This window comes from Aureimonas sp. AU4, from assembly GCF_001463765.1.
In the GTDB taxonomy this organism is placed as follows: Bacteria; Pseudomonadota; Alphaproteobacteria; order Rhizobiales; family Rhizobiaceae; genus Aureimonas.
The window spans coordinates 1-16,104 of the sequence record NZ_BBWK01000047.1 but is presented as its reverse complement, the minus strand read 5'-3'; the positions used below and the strand labels follow the sequence as shown (position 1 = coordinate 16,104).

The following is a 16,104-nucleotide window of genomic DNA, read 5'->3' as shown; positions in this document are numbered from 1 at the left end:
ATGTCCATGGGCGAGCATCCCTATCTCGGCCTCTGGGTCACGAGCGACGGCTTCATCCGGCACGAGCTCCTGCCCGGCAACCGCTACCGCGAGGCGCGGGGCCGGCGCGAGCGGGCCTACGAGGGCCGCTACGAGGTGCGCGGCACGCATATCGACTACTGGGACGACACCGGCTTCACCGCCGACGGCGACTTCCGGGACGATGTGCTCCACCACGCCGGCATGGTGCTGCGTCGCGCCTGAGCCTCAGCGCCTCGCCTGCCGGCGCACGTGGTCCACCAGGGCCCGCAGCTTGGGCGCCATGTTCCGCCGGGCCGGGAAGGCGAGGAAGAAGCCGGGAAAGCTGGGGCAGAAGGCTTCCAGGACCGGCACGAGCGCGCCGCGCTCGACGTGAGCGCGGAAGGTCTCCTCCATGCCGAAGGTCAGACCCCCGCCCGCCAGCGCCGTGCGGATCATCACCCGCATGTCGTTGGTGGTGAGGGCGGGCGTGACCGCGACGTCGAAGTCGCGCCCGTCCTGCGTGAACTCCCAGCGGTAGGGCGCCAGGTCGGGCGCGCGCCGCCAGCCGATGCAACGGTGGTTCGTCAGGTCACGCGGATGCGTGGGGGTGCCGAAGCGCCTGAGATAGTCGGGCGCGCCCACCACGAGCTGGCGTTGGTCGCCCGAGACGGGCACCGCGATCATGTCAGCCTCCAGCACCTCGCCGAGCCGCACGCCCGCGTCGAAGCCGTGGGCGACGAGGTCGAACTCCTCGTCGGTCACGGTCACGTCCACCGTGATCGCCGGATGCGCCTCGATGAAGCCAGCCAGCAGCGATCCTTGCAGGAAGCTCTCCGCGATCGAGGACACGGCGAGGCGCAGATGACCGGACGCGCCCGCCTCGCCCGCGCCGCCCACCTCCTCCATCGCGGTCGCGACCTCCGCGATCGGGCCGCAGATGCGCCGAAACAGCGTTTCGCCGGCCTCCGTCAGCGAGACGCTGCGCGTCGTGCGGCTGACGAGCGCCGTGCCGAACCGGTCCTCCAGTCGCCGGATCGCCTGGCTCACCGCCGAGCGCGTGATGCCGAGCCGCTCGCCGGCACGGCGGAAGCTGCGCGTCTCGGCCACCGCCAGGAAGATCGACAAGCCGGTGAGGTCCGGCGGAGACGCGCTCAAGCGGCGCGCGCGTCGAACCGGCCGCGCGCCGTCTCGACCTCGCCGAGATGCGCCATGGTCCAGGCGTAGAGCGCGCGGAAGGGCGGCAGGAGCGTGCGTCCGAGCGGGGTGATCTCGTAGGAGACGGCGAGCACCCCGGTGGTGGCGACCTCGCGCCGGACGAGGCCGTTGCGCTCGAGCCGCCGCAGGCACTGCGTCAGCGCCTTCTGGGTCACGCCCTCAAGGTGCCGCTTGATCTGGTTGAAGCGCATCGGGCCGTCGTCGAGCACGGTCAGCACCATCATCGACCACTTGTCGGCGATCTGGTCGATCAAGAGGCGGCTCGGGCAGTCCACCGAGAAGGAAGGGCAGCGGGGCTCGGGTCCGTCCATCGTGGTTTCCTCCGGTATACCTGGGCGATGCGAAGTGCGTTATTGACGCCAGGTTTCCAATGTATACCTGAGTGTCCCGTCGCGAAAGGGCCGAGCGCCCCGGCGCGGCCGAACATCCGAATTTCCAGCGGAGACCTTCTCCCATGACCGCTTCCACCGACATCCTGTTCCGACCGCTCCAGATCGGGTCGATGCAGCTCGCCAACCGCATCGTCATGGCGCCCATGACGCGCACCTTCGCGCCGAACGGCATACCCGGGCCCGAGAATGCCGCCTACTACCGCCGCCGGGCCGAAGGGGGCGTCGGCCTGATCCTGTCGGAAGGCACGGTGGTGGACCGGCCGGCCTCGCGCAACCATCCCGGCATCCCCTTCTTCCACGGCGAGGCCGCTCTTGAAGGCTGGCGCGGCGTCATCGAGACCGTGCATGCGGCGGGCGGGCGCATGGGTCCGCAGCTCTGGCATACCGGCTCGACGGTCGGCCCGAGCGGATGGGAGCCCGACGCGCCGGTGGAGAGCCCGTCGGGCCTCCTCGCGCCGGACAAGCCGCGCGGGCAAGCGATGAGCGAGGAGGCGATCGCAGATACGGTCGCGGCCTTCGCGAAGGCCGCCGCGGACGCCCGGCGTCTCGGCTTCGACACGGTCGAGATCCACGGCGCGCACGGCTATCTCGTGGACGAGTTCTTCTGGCCAGGCACCAACCAGCGGACCGACCGCTGGAACGGACCGACGATCCGCGAGCGCTCCCGCTTCGCGGCCGAGGTGGTGCGCGCGATCCGCGAGGCGGTCGGTCCGGGCTATCCCATCATCCTGCGCCTCAGCCAATGGAAGCAGCAGGACTACGCCGCCCGCCTCGCCGCAACGCCGGCGGAGATGGGTGACTGGCTCGTGCCCCTCGTCGAGGCGGGCGTCGACATCCTCCATTGCTCGCAGCGCCGCTTCTGGACCGCGGAGTTCCCCGAGATCGACGGCGAGACCGGGCTGAACTTCGCGGGCTGGGCCAAGAAGCTGACGGGCGCCACCACGATCAGCGTCGGCTCGGTCGGCCTGACGGGCGACTTCATGGCGGCCTTCGGCGGCGAGAGCTCGGGCACGATGGGGCTGGAAGGCCTCGTCGAGCGCATGGAGCGCGACGAGTTCGACCTCATTGCGGTGGGCCGTGCCCTGATCAGCGATCCGCAATGGGTGGAAAAGGTCCGCGCCGGCGACATCGGCGAACTCAAGGGGTTCGACGCCGCGCATCTGCGCGAACTCGCCTGACGCTCGCAGCGCCTTGGACCGAGGCGCGGCTTGGCTCTATAGCTGCCGCGCCCCGAGCGCAAAGGACGCCGCCCATGACCTGGACCCACCCCGTTGCCCCGATCGGCGACGACGAGCGCATGGAGCGCCTCGCCCGCCTGCGCGAGGCGCTGGAGCGCGAGGGCGCGGCGGGGCTGCTTCTGGGTTCGACCGAGAGCCTGCGCTACTTTACCGGCCTCGTCTGGCACGCGAGCGAGCGCCTCTGCGGCGCGCTCGTCACCCCCGACCGCCTCGTCTACATCGTGCCCGGCTTCGAGGGCTCGCGCGTCGAGTCGCTGCCGCACCTGCCCGGCGAGATGGCGCTCTGGCAGGAGGAGGAAGCGCCGGCAAGGCTCGTCGCGGACCTTCTCGGGCCCAAGGGCCGCCTCCTTCTCGACGGCGCGCTGCCGCTTTCGCAGTACCATGCGCTGGCGAGCGTGCTCGGGCCCGATCGCCTCGGCGACGGCACCCCGGTGATCGACGCCCTGCGCGCGGTGAAGTCGCACGCGGAGATCGCGCTGATCCGCCACGCCATGCAGCTGACGCTCGGGGTCCACCGCACCGCGCGCGCGCACATGCGCCCCGGCGTGCGGGCGAGCGAGATGGCGCGCCTCATCGACGAGGAGCATCGCCGGCTCGGCAGCGACGGCGGCTCGACGTTCGCGATCGTGTCCTTCGGCGCGGCGACCGCCCTGCCGCACGGCGCCGACGGCGACCAGACGCTGCGGGGCGACGAGGTGATCCTGGTGGACACGGGCTGCCAGCTCGACGGCTACCATTCCGATCTCACGCGCACCTACACGCTGGACGCGCCGAACGCGGAGGTCGAGCGCATCTGGCGCATGGAGCGGGAGGCGCAGGATGCCGTCTTCGAGGCGGCGCGCATCGGCGCCCCGTGCGAGGCGCTGGATGCGGCGGCGCGGGCCGTGCTCGTCGGCCACGGGCTCGGCCCCGACTACCGGCTGCCGGGCCTGGCCCATCGCGCCGGCCACGGCCTCGGCCTTGCCATCCACGAGCCGCCCTTCATCGTGCGCGGCAACCGCCAGCCGCTCCAGGCGGGCCACGTCTTCTCTGTGGAGCCGATGATCGTGGTGCCCGAGCGCTTCGGCGTGCGCCTGGAAGACCACGTCTACATGACGGCCGAGGGTCCCCGCTGGTTCACCGAGCCGGCGCGTGAGCCGACCGGGGTCTGAGGCGTCACCCGACCCGCTGGATCGCAAGGTTCGAGAACAGGAAGCGGTAGCCGGCGCGCGCAAGAAGCGCGTCGGCGACCGGATTGTCGCCGAGCGGGGCGCCCGACTGGAAGGCGAAGCCCGCGACGGGCCGTCCGAGGATCGCGCGCATGTCGTCCTGGGCGCCGACGATCTCGGGGCCGAGCGCGGCCTCGTCGGTCCCCGAAGCCTTCGCATGGGTGCGCGTGTGGGCGGCGATCGCATGGCCCGAGGCGGCGAGCGCCCGCATCTCGGCGGGCGACAGCGCGTGGCGGCCGTCCGGGTAGTCCCCCTCGATCAGCCCGATCGCGTTGCGCCCGGCAAAAGACACCTGCATTTCAGCGGGCTCCAGCACGAAGCCGGTCGGCACGAAGAACCAGGCCTTGAGGCCAAGGCGGTCGAGGATCGGCACGGCGACGTCGAGATTGTCGCGCAGCCCGTTGTAGAACGCGATCACGAGCGGCGGCCTGGCGGCCGGCCCGGTCTCGCCCGTCATCAAACGTTCCAGCCCCGCCTCGTCCAGAACGGCGAAGTGCCGCGCGAGGCGTTCCAGCTGCCGCTCCAGGTCGTCCGCGCGCCGGTGCGGCGTGTGGTGGAAGTTCACGGCGCGGATCGCCGGGTGGCGGGCAAGGCTCGCCGCCGCCCGATCGACCTCGCTCACGTCCCCGGCTCGTCGAGGCGCCGCATCTCGCGCAGCGCCATCACCTCCAGGACGGCCGCCGCACGCGCCCCTTGCGCCTCGGGCGCGGCGGCGGCCCGGCGAAGCGTCTCGGCGAGGCCCGGCTCCGGCGCGCCCGGCGCTTCCAGCGCGAGGATCATCGGGATCCCCTCCTCGGCATAGGTCCGCGCCCGCGCGGCTCGCCAGTCGGCGTCCCAGCTCTCGTCCGGCGCGCTCACGCCAGAAGCTCCGCCTCGGTGATGCGGAAGTGGCGCGCGAGCGCCCGCACGACGCGCGGCGGCACATCCTCGCGCCGCCCGTTCTCCACGGCCTGGATCAGCGCGGGCGGCACGCCGGCGCCGCGCGCGACCTCCTCGACGGAATGGCCGTCGGTCATGCGCAGGCGGCGCAGGTTTTCGGGCAGGCTCAAGGCGTCGCGTCTCCGCTGAATGGTCGAGAAGCCGATGTGGCGCCTCGCGCCGTTCGGCTCAACCCCTCAGGCGAGGCTCTGCTCGGGCGAGAGCACCTGAAGCGCGACATAGCAGGCGTTCAGGAAGGCGTCCTCGTCGGCCTGCGGGAACACGGCGAAGAAGGCGTCGCGCAGCTCCGCGCCGTCGTTGAAACGGTCGGTGAGCACCAGGACCGTCACCACATGGGTCTCGGTGAGTTCGTCGAGCCCGGCTCCCCGGAACCGCTCCTGCCGCCACGCGTGTCCGCCCATCGCCCCGATGCCCCTCGTCGTCCGGTGTTGCTGCGAAAGGCGCTCCCCTAGCGTCCCGGCGGGCAGCCGGGCAATGCGGTTCGCCGCCGCACGGACCGAAGGTCACACGGGAGGGGCGCGGCGGCGCGAGACGAGAATCTCACCGAGCGTCACGGGTCGGAAGGGAAAGGCGTCGACGCCGACGTCGAACTGGCGCGTCATCGGCTTCAGCCGTCCGTGCGAGTGACCGTGCAGGTCGATCGCGCCCCGACCCATGTCGCGCCAGGTGCGCAGCGCGTAGTGGCAGAGCGTGACGCGCCGCCCTTCCCACTCGATCTCGCGATAGGGCGCGACACTCGCCCAGCCGGCGAGCGCCGCCGTCGCGTCGTCGTCGTTGTTGCCGGGGACCAGATGCTTGCGCCCGTTGAGCCGGTCGAGAAGCGTGCCCTTCGAGGCCGCGTCGCCGCGCGCGAAGTCGCCGAGATGGTAGACCTCGTCGTCCGTGCCCACGGCCGCGTTCCAGCTCGCGACCAGCGCCGCGTCATGCGCGGCGAGATCGGCAAAGGGCCGCCGGTCGAGGCGCAGAATGCGCGGATCGTTGAAATGGGTGTCGGCGGTGAAGAAGATCGCCACGGCTAGACGGGCTCGGGCGCGTCCTCGCGCGCGCCGCGGGCGACCTCGCGCAAGGCCTCGTCGGGCAGAGGGCGCTGGAGCCGGGCGGCCTCGCGCCAGTCGCTCCCGAGCCAGAGGTCGAACTCGTCCAGCCCGGTGAGGATCACGGGCATCGCCTTGGGGTGGACGACGCCGACCACCGCGTTCGCGTCCGTCGTCAGGAAGCCGAAGGCGTCGACCTCGACCTCGCCTTCCGCCTTGCGACGCACCGAGCGCCATCGCGTCCACAGGCCCGCAAAGGCCATGAGCGGGCGTGACTCGTCTCGGGCGAACCAGACCGGCACCTTGTGCCCGTCCACCGTGTCGTATTCCGAGAAGCTGTTGAAGGGCACGAGGCAGCGGTGCGCGGGACCCAGCCAGCGGCGCCAGTGGGGCGAGGCGGTGTTGCGGATGTTGGTCACGCCGGGATCGGTCGTGCGGCCCTTCAGAGCGAAGCTCGGCGAGGGCATACCCCAGCGGGCGAGCGCGAGTTCCCGGCCGTCGAGCCCCTCGCGCAGGATCGGCGCGCTCGCGTCGGGGAAGATGGCGGGCTGGGCGGGGAGGTTGCCGGTGCGGTCGATCGCGGCGCGAGCGAGGCGCAGGATCGCCTCCTGCGGCGAGACAAGGGCGTAGAGGTTGCACATGGCGATCCATCGAGGGCGCCCCGCCCGTTTGGCAAGGCGCCCTCGGTCGCTCCGCTCTCAGGCGACGTGGGAGGAGGCGTCGGCGCGGGCGCGGGGAATGATGACCCGCTCGCCCGGCGGGCGGCGGATCGGCAGGCGGTGCGATCCGAGGATCTCTTCCGAATCCTCTTCCCAGCGCGACACGTCGCGCTCGTCCGAGGACGGGTGATTGTCGTGGGTCGTCATGAGGATGTCCCTTCCCGATGAACAGGTTACGTCGGATTAACGATCGAGGCCCTGTGGAAGGTTTCAATCCGGGGCTGCGGCAAACCGGCCTTTATCGGTGGCCGTCTGCGGGTTGGCGACACGGGTTCGTCACGTCCAGTAGAGGATGCGCGCCCCGGGCAGCGCGGCGGCGATCTCCCCCTCGAAGAAGCCGCGCAGCTCCCGCATCGTGTCGCGGTCGTAGACATGCTTCACCGAGCCGAACTTCGTGCGCTTCTCGGCGCGCCGCTCGGGATCCATCTCCAGCTTCGAGCCGGGATACCAGGAGCGCAGGACCTCACGCGATCCCGGCGTGAAGCGATGGGTGATGAGCTCCACGGTCAGATCGAGGCCGGGCACGCCCTCCAGGGCGTCGCGCGCCTGCGCGATCAGCTCGCCATACGCCTCCCGCCAGCCCTCGGCCGCGATGATCGGGGCGATCGTGAGGCCGACGGGATAGCCGGCTTCCGCCATGCGCCGCAGCGCCTGAAGCCGCTCGGCGACGGGGCTCGTGCCGGCCTCGAACGGCGCGTAGGCGCGAGGGTTGACCGAGGCGCGCATGCGCGTGCGCCCGTTGTGCGCCAAGCCGAGCAGCGGCTCGACATCGGCGTATTTCGTGGTGAAGCGCAGCTGCACCGGCGCTTCCCAGCGCCCGAAGACGCCGATGAGGCGCTCCAACGATCCGGTCAGGGGCTCGATGCCGAGCGGGTCGGTGTAGCAGGAGGCCTCGAAGGTCGTGCCCTCAAGCGCGCGATGCATGGAACGCGACGTGACCTCTCCCCGCCCGAGATAGGCCGGCAGCGCCGCCTCGATCTCGTCGAGGTTGGCATAGGCGCGGGTGATGGGCGGGCCCTTCAGCGAGCCGGCAAGGTAGCAATAGGCGCAGTGGGCGGGACAGCCCTCCGCCAGATCCACGCGCCAGTCGGCGCTCGGCGAGATCGGCTGGAAGCGCAGCTTCGAGGGCGGCGCGACCACGATGGCGAGCGTCCCCTTCGCCTCGCGGTAGCTCGCCCGCGCATCCGCCGGGTCGGCGTGGAGCGGCGGCAGCCGGTCGCCCTTCAAGCGCTCCACCTCGATCCCCATCGCCTCGGCGCGGCGCACCATCGCCTCGCCGTGTTCGAACAGGGCGGCGGAGCGGGTGAGAAGCACGCGGCGCGGGCGGACGAGGCGCGGGCGCAGCGCCTCGCGGGGTTGGGGATCGTGCAGCATGGGCGGGGAATGTCCCGCCCCCCGGATGGTTCAGCCCTGCGACGAGGCGTCCGCCGCGACGGCGGGTGCCGCGTCGTGTTCGAGGATCGCCTCGTCGTCCTTGAGCGTGACGCCGGTGGCGCCGAGCACGTCGGCCCGGCGCAGGAGCGCGGCGATGCGCGCGCCGGCCTCCGCAGGCGGCAGGCCACCCGCGCGGATGTTCGAGATGCAGTTGCGGCTCTCGTCGGTGAGGCCCACGCGAGGGCCGTGGGTCAGGTAGGCGCCGAGGCTGTCGGCAGCCGACAGGCCCGGCCGCTCGCCGATCAGAACCACCGCGAGCCGAGCGCCGAGCGCCTCGCCGACGGCGTCGCCCAGCGCCACGCGCGCCTCGCGCGCCACCACGACGGGTGCAAGGCGCCAGCGGCGCGGGACGGCTTGCGCGATGCCGGCCGCGACCGTCGCCCCGTGCCGTTCGGCGGCGAGCGCCGAGAGGCCACCGGCCACCACGATGGCGAGATCGAAGCCCTCCCGCTCGCGCAGGCCCTCCAGAGCCGCGCGCGACGCCTCGTCCAGGCTGCGCCCGAGATCGGGCCGGCGCAGATAGACCTCGCGGCTTTCCGCCCGGCTCGCGGCCTCCACGGTACGCAGACCCCGCGCCTCCAAGTCGCGCCGGACGGCATCCCGATCGAAGGGCGCGTGAACCGCGTCGCGCGCCCGCGCGTGGTCTGCCGCGAAATCGAGGTGGGCGCGGGTCGGCAGGCCGCCGCCCCGGCGCCCCAGCGCGATGCGCGCCTGCGTCAGCGCGCGCAAGGGAGCGAGCGGATGCGTCTCCTCCCCGCTGCTCATGCCGCGATCTCCAGCCGCGCGGCGCGCAAGAGGCGCGTGACGCGGGCGTCGCCGGGAAGCGCCGCGCCGTCCTCGGGCACGAGAAAGCCGTGCGCGTCGAAGAGGCCCATCCCTCGCGCCCACGCCTCGAACTCGGGCGACGCGCGCTTGGCGAGAACGCGCCGGACGTAGGCCGCGTCGTGGAACGAGGTCGACTGGTAGTTCAGCATCACGTCGTCGGAGCCCGGCACGCCCATCACGAAGTTGACGCCCGCCACGCCCAGGAGCGTGAGCAGGTTGTCCATGTCGTTCTGGTCGGCCTCGGCATGGTTGGTGTAGCAGACGTCCACCCCCATCGGCAGGCCGAGGAGCTTGCCGCAGAAATGGTCCTCCAGCCCCGCGCGCGTGATCTCGCGCCCGTCGTAGAGGTATTCGGGGCCGATGAAGCCGACCACCGTGTTGACGAGAAGGGGCCGGAACTCGCGCGCCACCGCGTAGGCCCGCGCCTCCAGCGTCTGCTGGTCGATGCCGTGATGGGCGTTGGCGGACAGCGCCGAGCCCTGGCCGGTCTCGAAATACATGCAGTCCTGCCCGACCGTACCGCGCTGGAGCGAGAGCGCCGCCTCGTGGGCCTCGCGAAGCAGGGCCAGATCGATGCCGAAGGAGCGGTTCGCCCCTTGCGTGCCCGCGATCGACTGGAACACCAGATCGACCGGCGCGCCGCGCTCCATCACCTCGATCGCGGTGGTGACGTGGGCGAGGACGCAGGACTGGACCGGCGCGTCGAGCCCGGTGCGCAGGTCGTCGATCAGGCGCAGGAGGCGCACCATGGCCTCCGGGCTGTCGGTCGCCGGGTTGATGCCGATCACCGCGTCGCCGCAGCCGAACAGAAGCCCGTCGAGGATCGAGGCGGCCACCCCGCGCGCGTCGTCGGTCGGGTGGTTGGGCTGGATGCGCACGGAGAGGCGGCCGGGCAGGCCGACGGTCGTGCGAAAGCGCGAGACCACGGGGCGCTTGGCGGCCACCGCGATGAGGTCCTGATTGCGCGAGATCTTGGCGACCGCCGCCACTATTTCCGGCGTCAGCGCCCATTCGAGCGCCGCGATGGCCTTCGGGTCCGCCGCGTCCGAGATCAGCCAATCGCGCAAGGTCCCGACCGACCAGGAGCGGATCGGCGCAAAGGCCTCGGCATCGTGCTGCGCGAGGATCAGCGCCGACACCTCGTCGCGCTCCGGGTCGATCAGCGGCGTCTCGAGGATCTCGGCGAGCCCCGTGTCGGCGAGGCGGCGCTGCGCCGCGACGCGGCTGGCCGCGTCCGGCGCGATCACGCCGGCCAGCGCGTCGCCCGAGCGCGCGGGCGTGGCATGAGCCAGAAGGGTCTTCAGCGTCTCGACGTCCACCGCACGGCCTCCGGGTCGGCGCGGCGCGTGGGTCGCGCGCCGCCTCGCCTCATAGAGAGGCAGCGCGCGGCGCGGGTCAAATCGCCGTCAGTCCGCCTTGGTGAGGCGCAGGATCTTCGAGCCGCCGCCGTTGCGCACCTCGGTCATGGCATAGACCGCGCCGTCGGGCCCGATCTTCACGTCGCGGATGCGCGCGTCCAGCGGCACGCGCTCCTCGCTCGCCACGCGCCCCTCCTCGTTCATGCGCAGCACCACGAGCCCCTGCGTGACGAGACCGCCGGCGAGGATCGCGTTGCGCCATTCCGGGAACTCGTCACCCGCATAGACGGCCATGCCGGAGGGACCGATCACCGGGTCCCAGTAGTAGACCGGCTGCTCCATGCCGTCCTGCGTGGTGATCCCCTCGCCGATCGGCTTGCCGCTGTAGTCCTCGCCGTAGGTGATGACCGGCCAGCCGTAGTTCTTGCCGGCCTCGGGCCGGTTCAGCTCGTCGCCGCCGCGCGCGCCGTGCTCGATCGTCCAGACGCGCCCGTCCGGCCCGAGGGTCGCGGACTGGATGTTGCGGTGGCCGTAGCTCCAGATCGCCCCTTGCGCGCCCTCGCGGCCGACGAAGGGGTTGTCCTTCGGCACCGAGCCGTCGGCGTTGAGGCGGAAGACCTTGCCGAGGCCGGAGCCGAGATCCTGCGCCTGGTCGCGGATCGGCGTGTCGGAACGCTCCCCGACGCCCAGGAACAGCATGCCGTCGCGGTCGAAGACGATACGCGAGCCGAAGTGCTTGTCGCCGTCATAGGTCGGCATCTGCTGGAAGATGACCTCGGCCTTCTCCAGCCGGGCGCCCCCGTCCGCTACGGTCAGCCTGGCGCGGCCGAGCGAGGTGCCGTTGCCCTCCGCGCCGCGCGGCTCGGAGAACGTGTAGTAGATCATCCCGTCCTCGGCGAAGTTCGGGCCGAGCGCGATGTCGAGAAGGCCGCCTTGGCCCGCGGAGGCGACCTCCGGCACACCGGAGACCTCGATCGGCTCGCCTTCCTGGCCCACCGCCGGCAGGATCATCATCCGCCCGCTCTTGGCACCGAACAGGATGCGGTTGTCGGGCAGGAACTCCATGGCCCAGCCGTTGGGCAGGCCGTCCGCCACCGTTTCCGTATCGATCTCCGGCTGCGCGGCGGGCTGCGGCGCGCGGGTCTGGTTCGCAAAGGCCGGCTTCTGGCCGGGCACGTTGGCCGCCTCCGTCTCGACCGGCGTGCCGGTGGAGCCCTGCGTGCCGGTGGCGGGCGCGTTGCCGTCGACATGGGGCAGGCGATCGCCCTGGCTGTCGGTGCCTTGGGCAGAGGCCGCGCCGCCGAGAAGCGTGCCGGCGAGAAGCAGCGCGAAGCGCGCCGTGGAAGCGGAAGAGCGCATGGATCGTGACCTCGGTCGGGAGCGTGTCTTGCCGTCCGAGGTGGGGTCGCGGGGTCGCCGGGCAACGCCGCTCCCACGGATGTGAGAGCGGCGCGATCGGATCGGGCGCGTCAGACCTGCGGCCACCGGTGGTGGAACGTGCCCTCGCGGTCGAGCCGGTGGAACGTGTGGGCGCCGAACAGGTCGCGCTGGGCCTGCGTCAGGTTGGTGGTGCCGCGCGCGCGGCGGTAGTCGTCGAAGTAGGAGAGCGCCGCCGAGAGCGCGGGCACCGGCAGGCCGGCGAGCGCGGCCTTGGCGACCACGCGGCGAAGGCTCGCCTGACCTTCCTCGATCCGCGTGCGGAAGCTCGGAGCCTGGAGGAGGTTCACCACCTCGCCCGCCTCGTAGGCCTGCGCGATGTCGTCGAGGAAGGCGGAGCGGATGATGCAGCCCGCCCGCCAGATGCGCGCGATCGTGCCGAGCGGCAGGTTCCAGCCGAACTCGCGGCTCGCCTCGGCGAGCGTCGCATAGCCCTGCGCATAGGCGATGAGCTTGGCGCATTCGAGCGCCGATTCGAGCTCGCCCAAGCCGTCGCGGTCGGCGTGGAACTGGGCGCCGGGCAGCGCGATGTCGCCGAAGGCGCGCGCCGCTTCCGCCCGCTCGCGGCGGCGCGAGGAGACGCCGCGCGCCGACACGGCGGCCTCGAGCGTGGTCGCGCCGATGCCGAGCTTCTGCGCCTCGATCACCGACCAGCGGCCGGTACCCTTCTGGCCCGCCTCGTCCACGATCACGTCGACCATGGGCTTGCCGGTGTCGGGATCGGTTTCCCGCAAGGTCACGCCGGTGATCTCGACGAGGTAGGACGAGAGGCCGCGCGTGTTCCAGTCGGTGAAGATGTCGCCGATGGCGGCGGCCTTGAGGCCGACGCCGTCGCGCAGGATGCCGTAGACCTCGGCGATCATCTGCATGTCGGCGTATTCGATGCCGTTGTGCAGGGTCTTCACGAAGTGGCCGGCGCCCCCCTCGCCCAGCCAGTCGACGCAAGGCGCGCCCTCGTACTTGGCGGAGATGGGCTCGAGCAGCGGCTTCAGGCGCTCCCAGACCGCCTTGTCGCCGCCCACCATGATGGAGGGGCCGTGCCGCGCCCCCTCCTCGCCGCCCGACACGCCCATGCCCACGAAGTGGACGCCGGTCGGGCGCACGGCGGCCTCGCGGCGCACCGTGTCGTTGAAGTCGGCGTTGCCCGCGTCGATCAGGATGTCGCCCTTGGTGAGGTGCGGCAGCACGAGCGCGATCTGGTCGTCCACCGGCTGGCCGGCATTGACCATGATCACCACGACGCGCGGGCTCTTCAGCGTCGACAGGAAGTGCTCGATCGAGTCGGTCGGCACCAGGCGGTGGCTGAGGTCCGGGTTGTCGTCACGCACCCCGTAGGCCTTCTCCACGGTGCGGTTGCCGAGCGCGACCGTGAACCCGCCGTTGTCGGCGAAGTTCAGCGCGAGGTTCGCGCCCATCGTGCCCATGCCCAAGACGCCCAGATCGGCGCGTGCCCCGGTTTCGCTCATGTTCAGGTCCCCCGCCTGTCTATCGTTTCAAGCCTGCAGCCGCTCGGCGTGCCAGCGCAGGTGGTCGTCCATGAAGGTCGAGATGAAGTAGTAGGAGTGGTCGTAGCCCTCGCGCATGTTGAGCCGCAAGGAAATGCCCGCATGACGGCACGCGTCCTCCAGGAGGCGCGGCCGAAGGCCGGTGTCTAGGAAGGGGTCCGCCGTTCCCTGGTCCACGAGGAACTCGGGGAAGCGCTTGCCGTCCTCGATCAGGCGCGTCGGGTCGTAGAGGCGCTGCGAGCGCGAGCTCGCCCCCAGATACTTGTCGAAGGCGGGCTTGGACCAGTCCGCCGTGGTCGGCTGCGCGATCGGCGCGAAGGCCGAGCAGCTGCGGAACGTCTCGGGATTGCGCAGCGCGAGGCACAGGGCGCCCGCCCCGCCCATGGAATGGCCCATGACGCCCTGCCGGTTCATGTCGGCGGGAAAATGCGTGGCGAGGTATCCCGGCAGCTCGTCGGCCACGTAGGAGTACATCTGGTAGTTCTCGCCATAGGGGCTTTGCGTGGCGTCGAGATAGAAGCCCGCGCCCGAGCCGAACTGCCAGTTGTCCGGCTCGTCGGGAACGCCCGCTCCGCGCGGGCTCGTGTCGGGCAGGACGATCATCAGGCCGAGCTCGGCGGCCAGGCGCCGGTACTCGGCCTTGTCCATCGCGTTCTGGTGGGTGCAGGTGAGGCCCGACAGGAACCACAGGACCGGTACGCGCCCCGTCTCGGCCTGCGGCGGCGTGAAGACCGCGAAGGTCATCGCCGTGTCCGTGGTGCGCGAGTAGTGGCGATAGACCCCTTGTGTTCCGCCATGGCTCTTGGCCGTGGAGATCGTATCGAGCGGCATTCAAGCTCCTTGCAATGGTCGCGCCGCCGTCAGGCCGGCCGGCGCATGTCCACGTGGGGGATGTCGTCCTCCAGATAGGAGGGCGAGACGACGGAAAAACCGTGGCCGCCGTAGAAGGCGGCCAGATGCTCCTGCGCCGAGAGGTCGACCGGGCGGCCGGGAAAGCGCGCCGCGCAGAAGGCAAGCGCCTCGCGCATCAATGCGTGCCCGAGCCCGCGTCCGCGCGCATGCGGCGCGGTGGCGATGCGCCCGATGCGCGCCGCCCCGTCATGGCCGTCCGGCGCAAAGACGCGCAAGGTTCCCTCGAGCCGTCCGTCCCCGCCTCGCAGGAGAAGATGGACGGCCTCGGGGTCGCGCCCGTCGATTTCGCGAAAGGCGCAGCGCTGCTCCGCCACGAAGACCTGGCAGCGCAGCGCGAGCATGTCGTGGACGTCGAGGCCGGTCAGCTCCGGGAACGACGCCCAGCGGCTCGTCGTCAATACACGACCACCGAGCGGATCGACTTGCCCTCGTGCATGAGGTCGAAGGCGGTGTTGATCTCGTCGAGCGGCATGGTGTGGGTGATCAGGTCGTCGATGTTGATCTTGCCGTCCATGTACCAGTCGACGATCTTCGGCACGTCGGTGCGCCCGCGCGCGCCGCCGAACGCCGTGCCGCGCCACACGCGACCCGTGACGAGCTGGAAGGGCCGGGTGGAGATCTCCTTGCCCGCTTCCGCCACGCCGATGATGATCGACTCGCCCCAGCCGCGATGGCAGCATTCCAGCGCCTGGCGCATGACGTCGGTGTTGCCGGTGGCGTCGAACGAGAAGTCCGCGCCGCCGCCGGTGAGGTCCAGGATCGCCTGGACCACCTTGTCGTTGCCGACCTCGCGCGGGTTGACGAAGTCGGTCATGCCGAACTTCCTCGCCATCTCGACCTTGGACGGATTGATGTCGACGCCGATGATCTTGTCGGCACCCACCATCCGCGCGCCCTGGATGACGTTGAGCCCGATGCCGCCCAGTCCGAAGACGACGACGTTGGCGCCCGGCCAGACCTTGGCGGTGTAGATCACCGCGCCGATGCCGGTGGTCACGCCGCAGCCGATGTAGCAGATCTTGTCGAAGGGGGCGTCCTCGCGGACCTTGGCCACCGCGATCTCGGGCAGCACCGTGAAGTTCGAGAAGGTCGAGCAGCCCATGTAGTGGAACACGGTATCGCTGTCGCAGCGGAAGCGGCTCGTGCCGTCGGGCATGAGGCCCTGCCCTTGCGTCGAGCGGATCGCGGTGCACAGATTCGTGCGGCGCGACAGGCAGCTCTTACAGTTGCGGCATTCCGGCGTGTAGAGCGGGATCACGTGGTCGCCCGGCGTCACGCTCGTGACGCCCGCGCCCACCTCGCGCACGATGCCGGCGCCCTCGTGGCCGAGGATGGCCGGGAACTTGCCCTCCGAATCCATGCCCGACAGCGTGTAGGCGTCGGTGTGGCACACGCCGGTCGCCATGATCTCGACCAGGACCTCACCGGCTTGAGGCCCGCGCACCTCCACGGTCTCGATCGTCAGCGGCTTGCCCGCTTCCCAGGCGACGGCGGCTCGTGACTGCATGGATGTCTCCCGATCTCCAACCCGTTGCGCGTCGGCGCGAAGCGCCGCGTCCGCGCCCTGCCTACACGATCCCGGCGCCCGAGCGCCACCGCCCGTGCGACAGAGGACCTTCAGGAACGCGACATCGCCTCCCCCGGACGGCCCGCCAGGATCAGCGCGCCGTCGAGCGCGTCGCCGAGCGGCTCGGCGAGTTCGAGCCCGGGGGCGAGGAAGGGCCGGAGCGGCGCGGCAAGGCCGCCGACCAGCGCGACCCGGCCGCATCCCGCCTCCGCGAGCGCCCCCGCCAGGCGCGACAGCGCGGCGCCGGCGTCGAGGCAGAGCTCGCGCGCCTGCGCGTCGCCGCCGCCCGCATGGTGCAGCACGAGCGGGCAGAGGCGGGCG

General features: G+C 71.4%; 20 protein-coding genes and 1 pseudogene. 3 read left to right on the top strand and 18 right to left on the bottom strand.

Features of this window, described 5'->3' with window-relative positions; genetic code table 11:
* Nucleotides 1-243 (top strand): Atu4866 domain-containing protein, encoded by a 243-nt coding sequence (locus tag AUL35_RS14125; RefSeq protein ID WP_082666338.1) that lies wholly within the window; start codon nt 1-3, stop codon nt 241-243.
* A gap of 3 nt (nt 244-246) precedes the next feature.
* Here the strand turns inward: AUL35_RS14125 and AUL35_RS14120 are convergent, their stop codons facing one another.
* Together AUL35_RS14120 and AUL35_RS14115 are read right to left on the bottom strand one after the other, a co-directional pair.
* A complete protein-coding gene (locus tag AUL35_RS14120) occupies nt 247-1,155 on the bottom strand; it encodes a LysR family transcriptional regulator (protein WP_062015845.1) in 909 nt (302 codons plus the stop codon).
* Complete coding sequence (locus AUL35_RS14115) at nt 1,152-1,526, bottom strand: helix-turn-helix domain-containing protein (RefSeq protein WP_062015843.1); 375 nt, start codon at nt 1,524-1,526, stop codon at nt 1,152-1,154. Before AUL35_RS14115 ends, AUL35_RS14120 begins: the two co-directional genes overlap by 4 nt.
* Nucleotides 1,527-1,669: 143 nt before the next feature.
* On the opposite strand from AUL35_RS14115, the gene AUL35_RS14110 reads away from it, so the two are divergent.
* Together AUL35_RS14110 and AUL35_RS14105 are read left to right on the top strand one after the other, a co-directional pair.
* Nucleotides 1,670-2,785, top strand: a complete 1,116-nt coding sequence (locus AUL35_RS14110; RefSeq protein WP_062015841.1) for an NADH:flavin oxidoreductase — start codon at nt 1,670-1,672, stop codon at nt 2,783-2,785.
* A 74-nt stretch (nt 2,786-2,859) separates the two neighbouring features.
* Entirely contained in the window at nt 2,860-3,996 is a 1,137-nt protein-coding gene (locus AUL35_RS14105) for a Xaa-Pro peptidase family protein (protein ID WP_062015839.1), read from the top strand.
* 4 nt (nt 3,997-4,000) lie between these two features.
* Here the strand turns inward: AUL35_RS14105 and AUL35_RS14100 are convergent, their stop codons facing one another.
* The 16 genes and pseudogenes from AUL35_RS14100 to AUL35_RS22615 form a co-directional block, all read right to left on the bottom strand.
* Nucleotides 4,001-4,675: a polysaccharide deacetylase family protein gene (locus AUL35_RS14100; RefSeq protein WP_062015837.1), complete on the bottom strand. Its 675-nt coding sequence runs from the start codon at nt 4,673-4,675 to the stop codon at nt 4,001-4,003.
* The gene (locus tag AUL35_RS22620; protein ID WP_062015835.1) at nt 4,672-4,911 is read right to left on the bottom strand and encodes a hypothetical protein; all 240 of its coding nucleotides are present in this window, start codon (nt 4,909-4,911) and stop codon (nt 4,672-4,674) included. The genes AUL35_RS14100 and AUL35_RS22620 overlap by 4 nt, the downstream gene beginning before the upstream one ends.
* Complete coding sequence (locus AUL35_RS14090; protein ID WP_062015833.1) at nt 4,908-5,102, bottom strand: helix-turn-helix domain-containing protein; 195 nt, start codon at nt 5,100-5,102, stop codon at nt 4,908-4,910. Before AUL35_RS14090 ends, AUL35_RS22620 begins: the two co-directional genes overlap by 4 nt.
* Nucleotides 5,103-5,168: 66 nt before the next feature.
* On the bottom strand, nt 5,169-5,393 hold the full coding sequence (locus tag AUL35_RS14085; RefSeq protein ID WP_062015831.1) for a hypothetical protein: 225 nt from the start codon (nt 5,391-5,393) through the stop codon (nt 5,169-5,171).
* A 102-nt stretch (nt 5,394-5,495) separates the two neighbouring features.
* Nucleotides 5,496-6,005: a metallophosphoesterase family protein gene (locus AUL35_RS14080; protein WP_062015829.1), complete on the bottom strand. Its 510-nt coding sequence runs from the start codon at nt 6,003-6,005 to the stop codon at nt 5,496-5,498.
* Between the two features lie 2 nt (nt 6,006-6,007).
* The gene (locus AUL35_RS14075) at nt 6,008-6,667 is read right to left on the bottom strand and encodes an SOS response-associated peptidase (protein ID WP_062015827.1); all 660 of its coding nucleotides are present in this window, start codon (nt 6,665-6,667) and stop codon (nt 6,008-6,010) included.
* A gap of 57 nt (nt 6,668-6,724) precedes the next feature.
* The gene (locus AUL35_RS22190) at nt 6,725-6,892 is read right to left on the bottom strand and encodes a hypothetical protein (protein ID WP_156418000.1); all 168 of its coding nucleotides are present in this window, start codon (nt 6,890-6,892) and stop codon (nt 6,725-6,727) included.
* Between the two features lie 129 nt (nt 6,893-7,021).
* Nucleotides 7,022-8,119, bottom strand: coding sequence for a spore photoproduct lyase family protein (locus AUL35_RS14070; protein ID WP_062015825.1), 1,098 nt, complete (start codon nt 8,117-8,119; stop codon nt 7,022-7,024).
* A gap of 30 nt (nt 8,120-8,149) precedes the next feature.
* Nucleotides 8,150-8,944, bottom strand: coding sequence for an ethanolamine ammonia-lyase subunit EutC (gene eutC, locus AUL35_RS14065; RefSeq protein ID WP_062015823.1), 795 nt, complete (start codon nt 8,942-8,944; stop codon nt 8,150-8,152).
* Nucleotides 8,941-10,323 carry an ethanolamine ammonia-lyase subunit EutB gene (locus AUL35_RS14060; protein WP_082666336.1) on the bottom strand — a complete coding sequence of 461 codons (1,383 nt, stop codon included), beginning with the start codon at nt 10,321-10,323 and terminating at the stop codon, nt 8,941-8,943. Before AUL35_RS14060 ends, eutC begins: the two co-directional genes overlap by 4 nt.
* Before the next feature lie 87 nt (nt 10,324-10,410).
* The gene (locus tag AUL35_RS14055; protein WP_062015821.1) at nt 10,411-11,721 is read right to left on the bottom strand and encodes a PQQ-dependent sugar dehydrogenase; all 1,311 of its coding nucleotides are present in this window, start codon (nt 11,719-11,721) and stop codon (nt 10,411-10,413) included.
* Nucleotides 11,722-11,831: 110 nt separating this feature from the next.
* The gene (gndA, locus tag AUL35_RS14050) at nt 11,832-13,265 is read right to left on the bottom strand and encodes an NADP-dependent phosphogluconate dehydrogenase (protein WP_062015819.1); all 1,434 of its coding nucleotides are present in this window, start codon (nt 13,263-13,265) and stop codon (nt 11,832-11,834) included.
* Nucleotides 13,266-13,292: 27 nt separating this feature from the next.
* Entirely contained in the window at nt 13,293-14,135 is an 843-nt protein-coding gene (fghA, locus tag AUL35_RS14045) for an S-formylglutathione hydrolase (protein WP_062015817.1), read from the bottom strand.
* A gap of 29 nt (nt 14,136-14,164) precedes the next feature.
* Complete coding sequence (locus AUL35_RS14040; protein ID WP_062015815.1) at nt 14,165-14,614, bottom strand: GNAT family N-acetyltransferase; 450 nt, start codon at nt 14,612-14,614, stop codon at nt 14,165-14,167.
* The gene (locus AUL35_RS14035) at nt 14,611-15,723 is read right to left on the bottom strand and encodes an S-(hydroxymethyl)glutathione dehydrogenase/class III alcohol dehydrogenase (protein ID WP_062015813.1); all 1,113 of its coding nucleotides are present in this window, start codon (nt 15,721-15,723) and stop codon (nt 14,611-14,613) included. Before AUL35_RS14035 ends, AUL35_RS14040 begins: the two co-directional genes overlap by 4 nt.
* Before the next feature lie 110 nt (nt 15,724-15,833).
* Nucleotides 15,834-16,104: pseudogene (locus AUL35_RS22615) on the bottom strand (N-acetylglucosamine kinase); the annotation flags it as partial.

Excerpts from the sequence above, each read along its gene's own strand:
- AUL35_RS14125 (WP_082666338.1), top strand. The coding sequence starts at position 1 with ATGTCCATGGGCGAGCATCCCTATCTCGGCCTCTGGGTCACGAGCGAC.
- AUL35_RS14115 (WP_062015843.1), bottom strand. The coding sequence starts at position 1,526 with ATGGACGGACCCGAGCCCCGCTGCCCTTCCTTCTCGGTGGACTGCCCG.
- AUL35_RS14110 (WP_062015841.1), top strand. The coding sequence starts at position 1,670 with ATGACCGCTTCCACCGACATCCTGTTCCGACCGCTCCAGATCGGGTCG.
- AUL35_RS14105 (WP_062015839.1), top strand. The coding sequence starts at position 2,860 with ATGACCTGGACCCACCCCGTTGCCCCGATCGGCGACGACGAGCGCATG.
- AUL35_RS14085 (WP_062015831.1), bottom strand. The coding sequence starts at position 5,393 with ATGGGCGGACACGCGTGGCGGCAGGAGCGGTTCCGGGGAGCCGGGCTC.
- AUL35_RS14075 (WP_062015827.1), bottom strand. The coding sequence starts at position 6,667 with ATGTGCAACCTCTACGCCCTTGTCTCGCCGCAGGAGGCGATCCTGCGC.
- AUL35_RS22190 (WP_156418000.1), bottom strand. The coding sequence starts at position 6,892 with ATGACGACCCACGACAATCACCCGTCCTCGGACGAGCGCGACGTGTCG.
- AUL35_RS14070 (WP_062015825.1), bottom strand. The coding sequence starts at position 8,119 with ATGCTGCACGATCCCCAACCCCGCGAGGCGCTGCGCCCGCGCCTCGTC.
- eutC (WP_062015823.1), bottom strand. The coding sequence starts at position 8,944 with ATGAGCAGCGGGGAGGAGACGCATCCGCTCGCTCCCTTGCGCGCGCTG.
- AUL35_RS14055 (WP_062015821.1), bottom strand. The coding sequence starts at position 11,721 with ATGCGCTCTTCCGCTTCCACGGCGCGCTTCGCGCTGCTTCTCGCCGGC.
- gndA (WP_062015819.1), bottom strand. The coding sequence starts at position 13,265 with ATGAGCGAAACCGGGGCACGCGCCGATCTGGGCGTCTTGGGCATGGGC.
- fghA (WP_062015817.1), bottom strand. The coding sequence starts at position 14,135 with ATGCCGCTCGATACGATCTCCACGGCCAAGAGCCATGGCGGAACACAA.
- AUL35_RS14035 (WP_062015813.1), bottom strand. The coding sequence starts at position 15,723 with ATGCAGTCACGAGCCGCCGTCGCCTGGGAAGCGGGCAAGCCGCTGACG.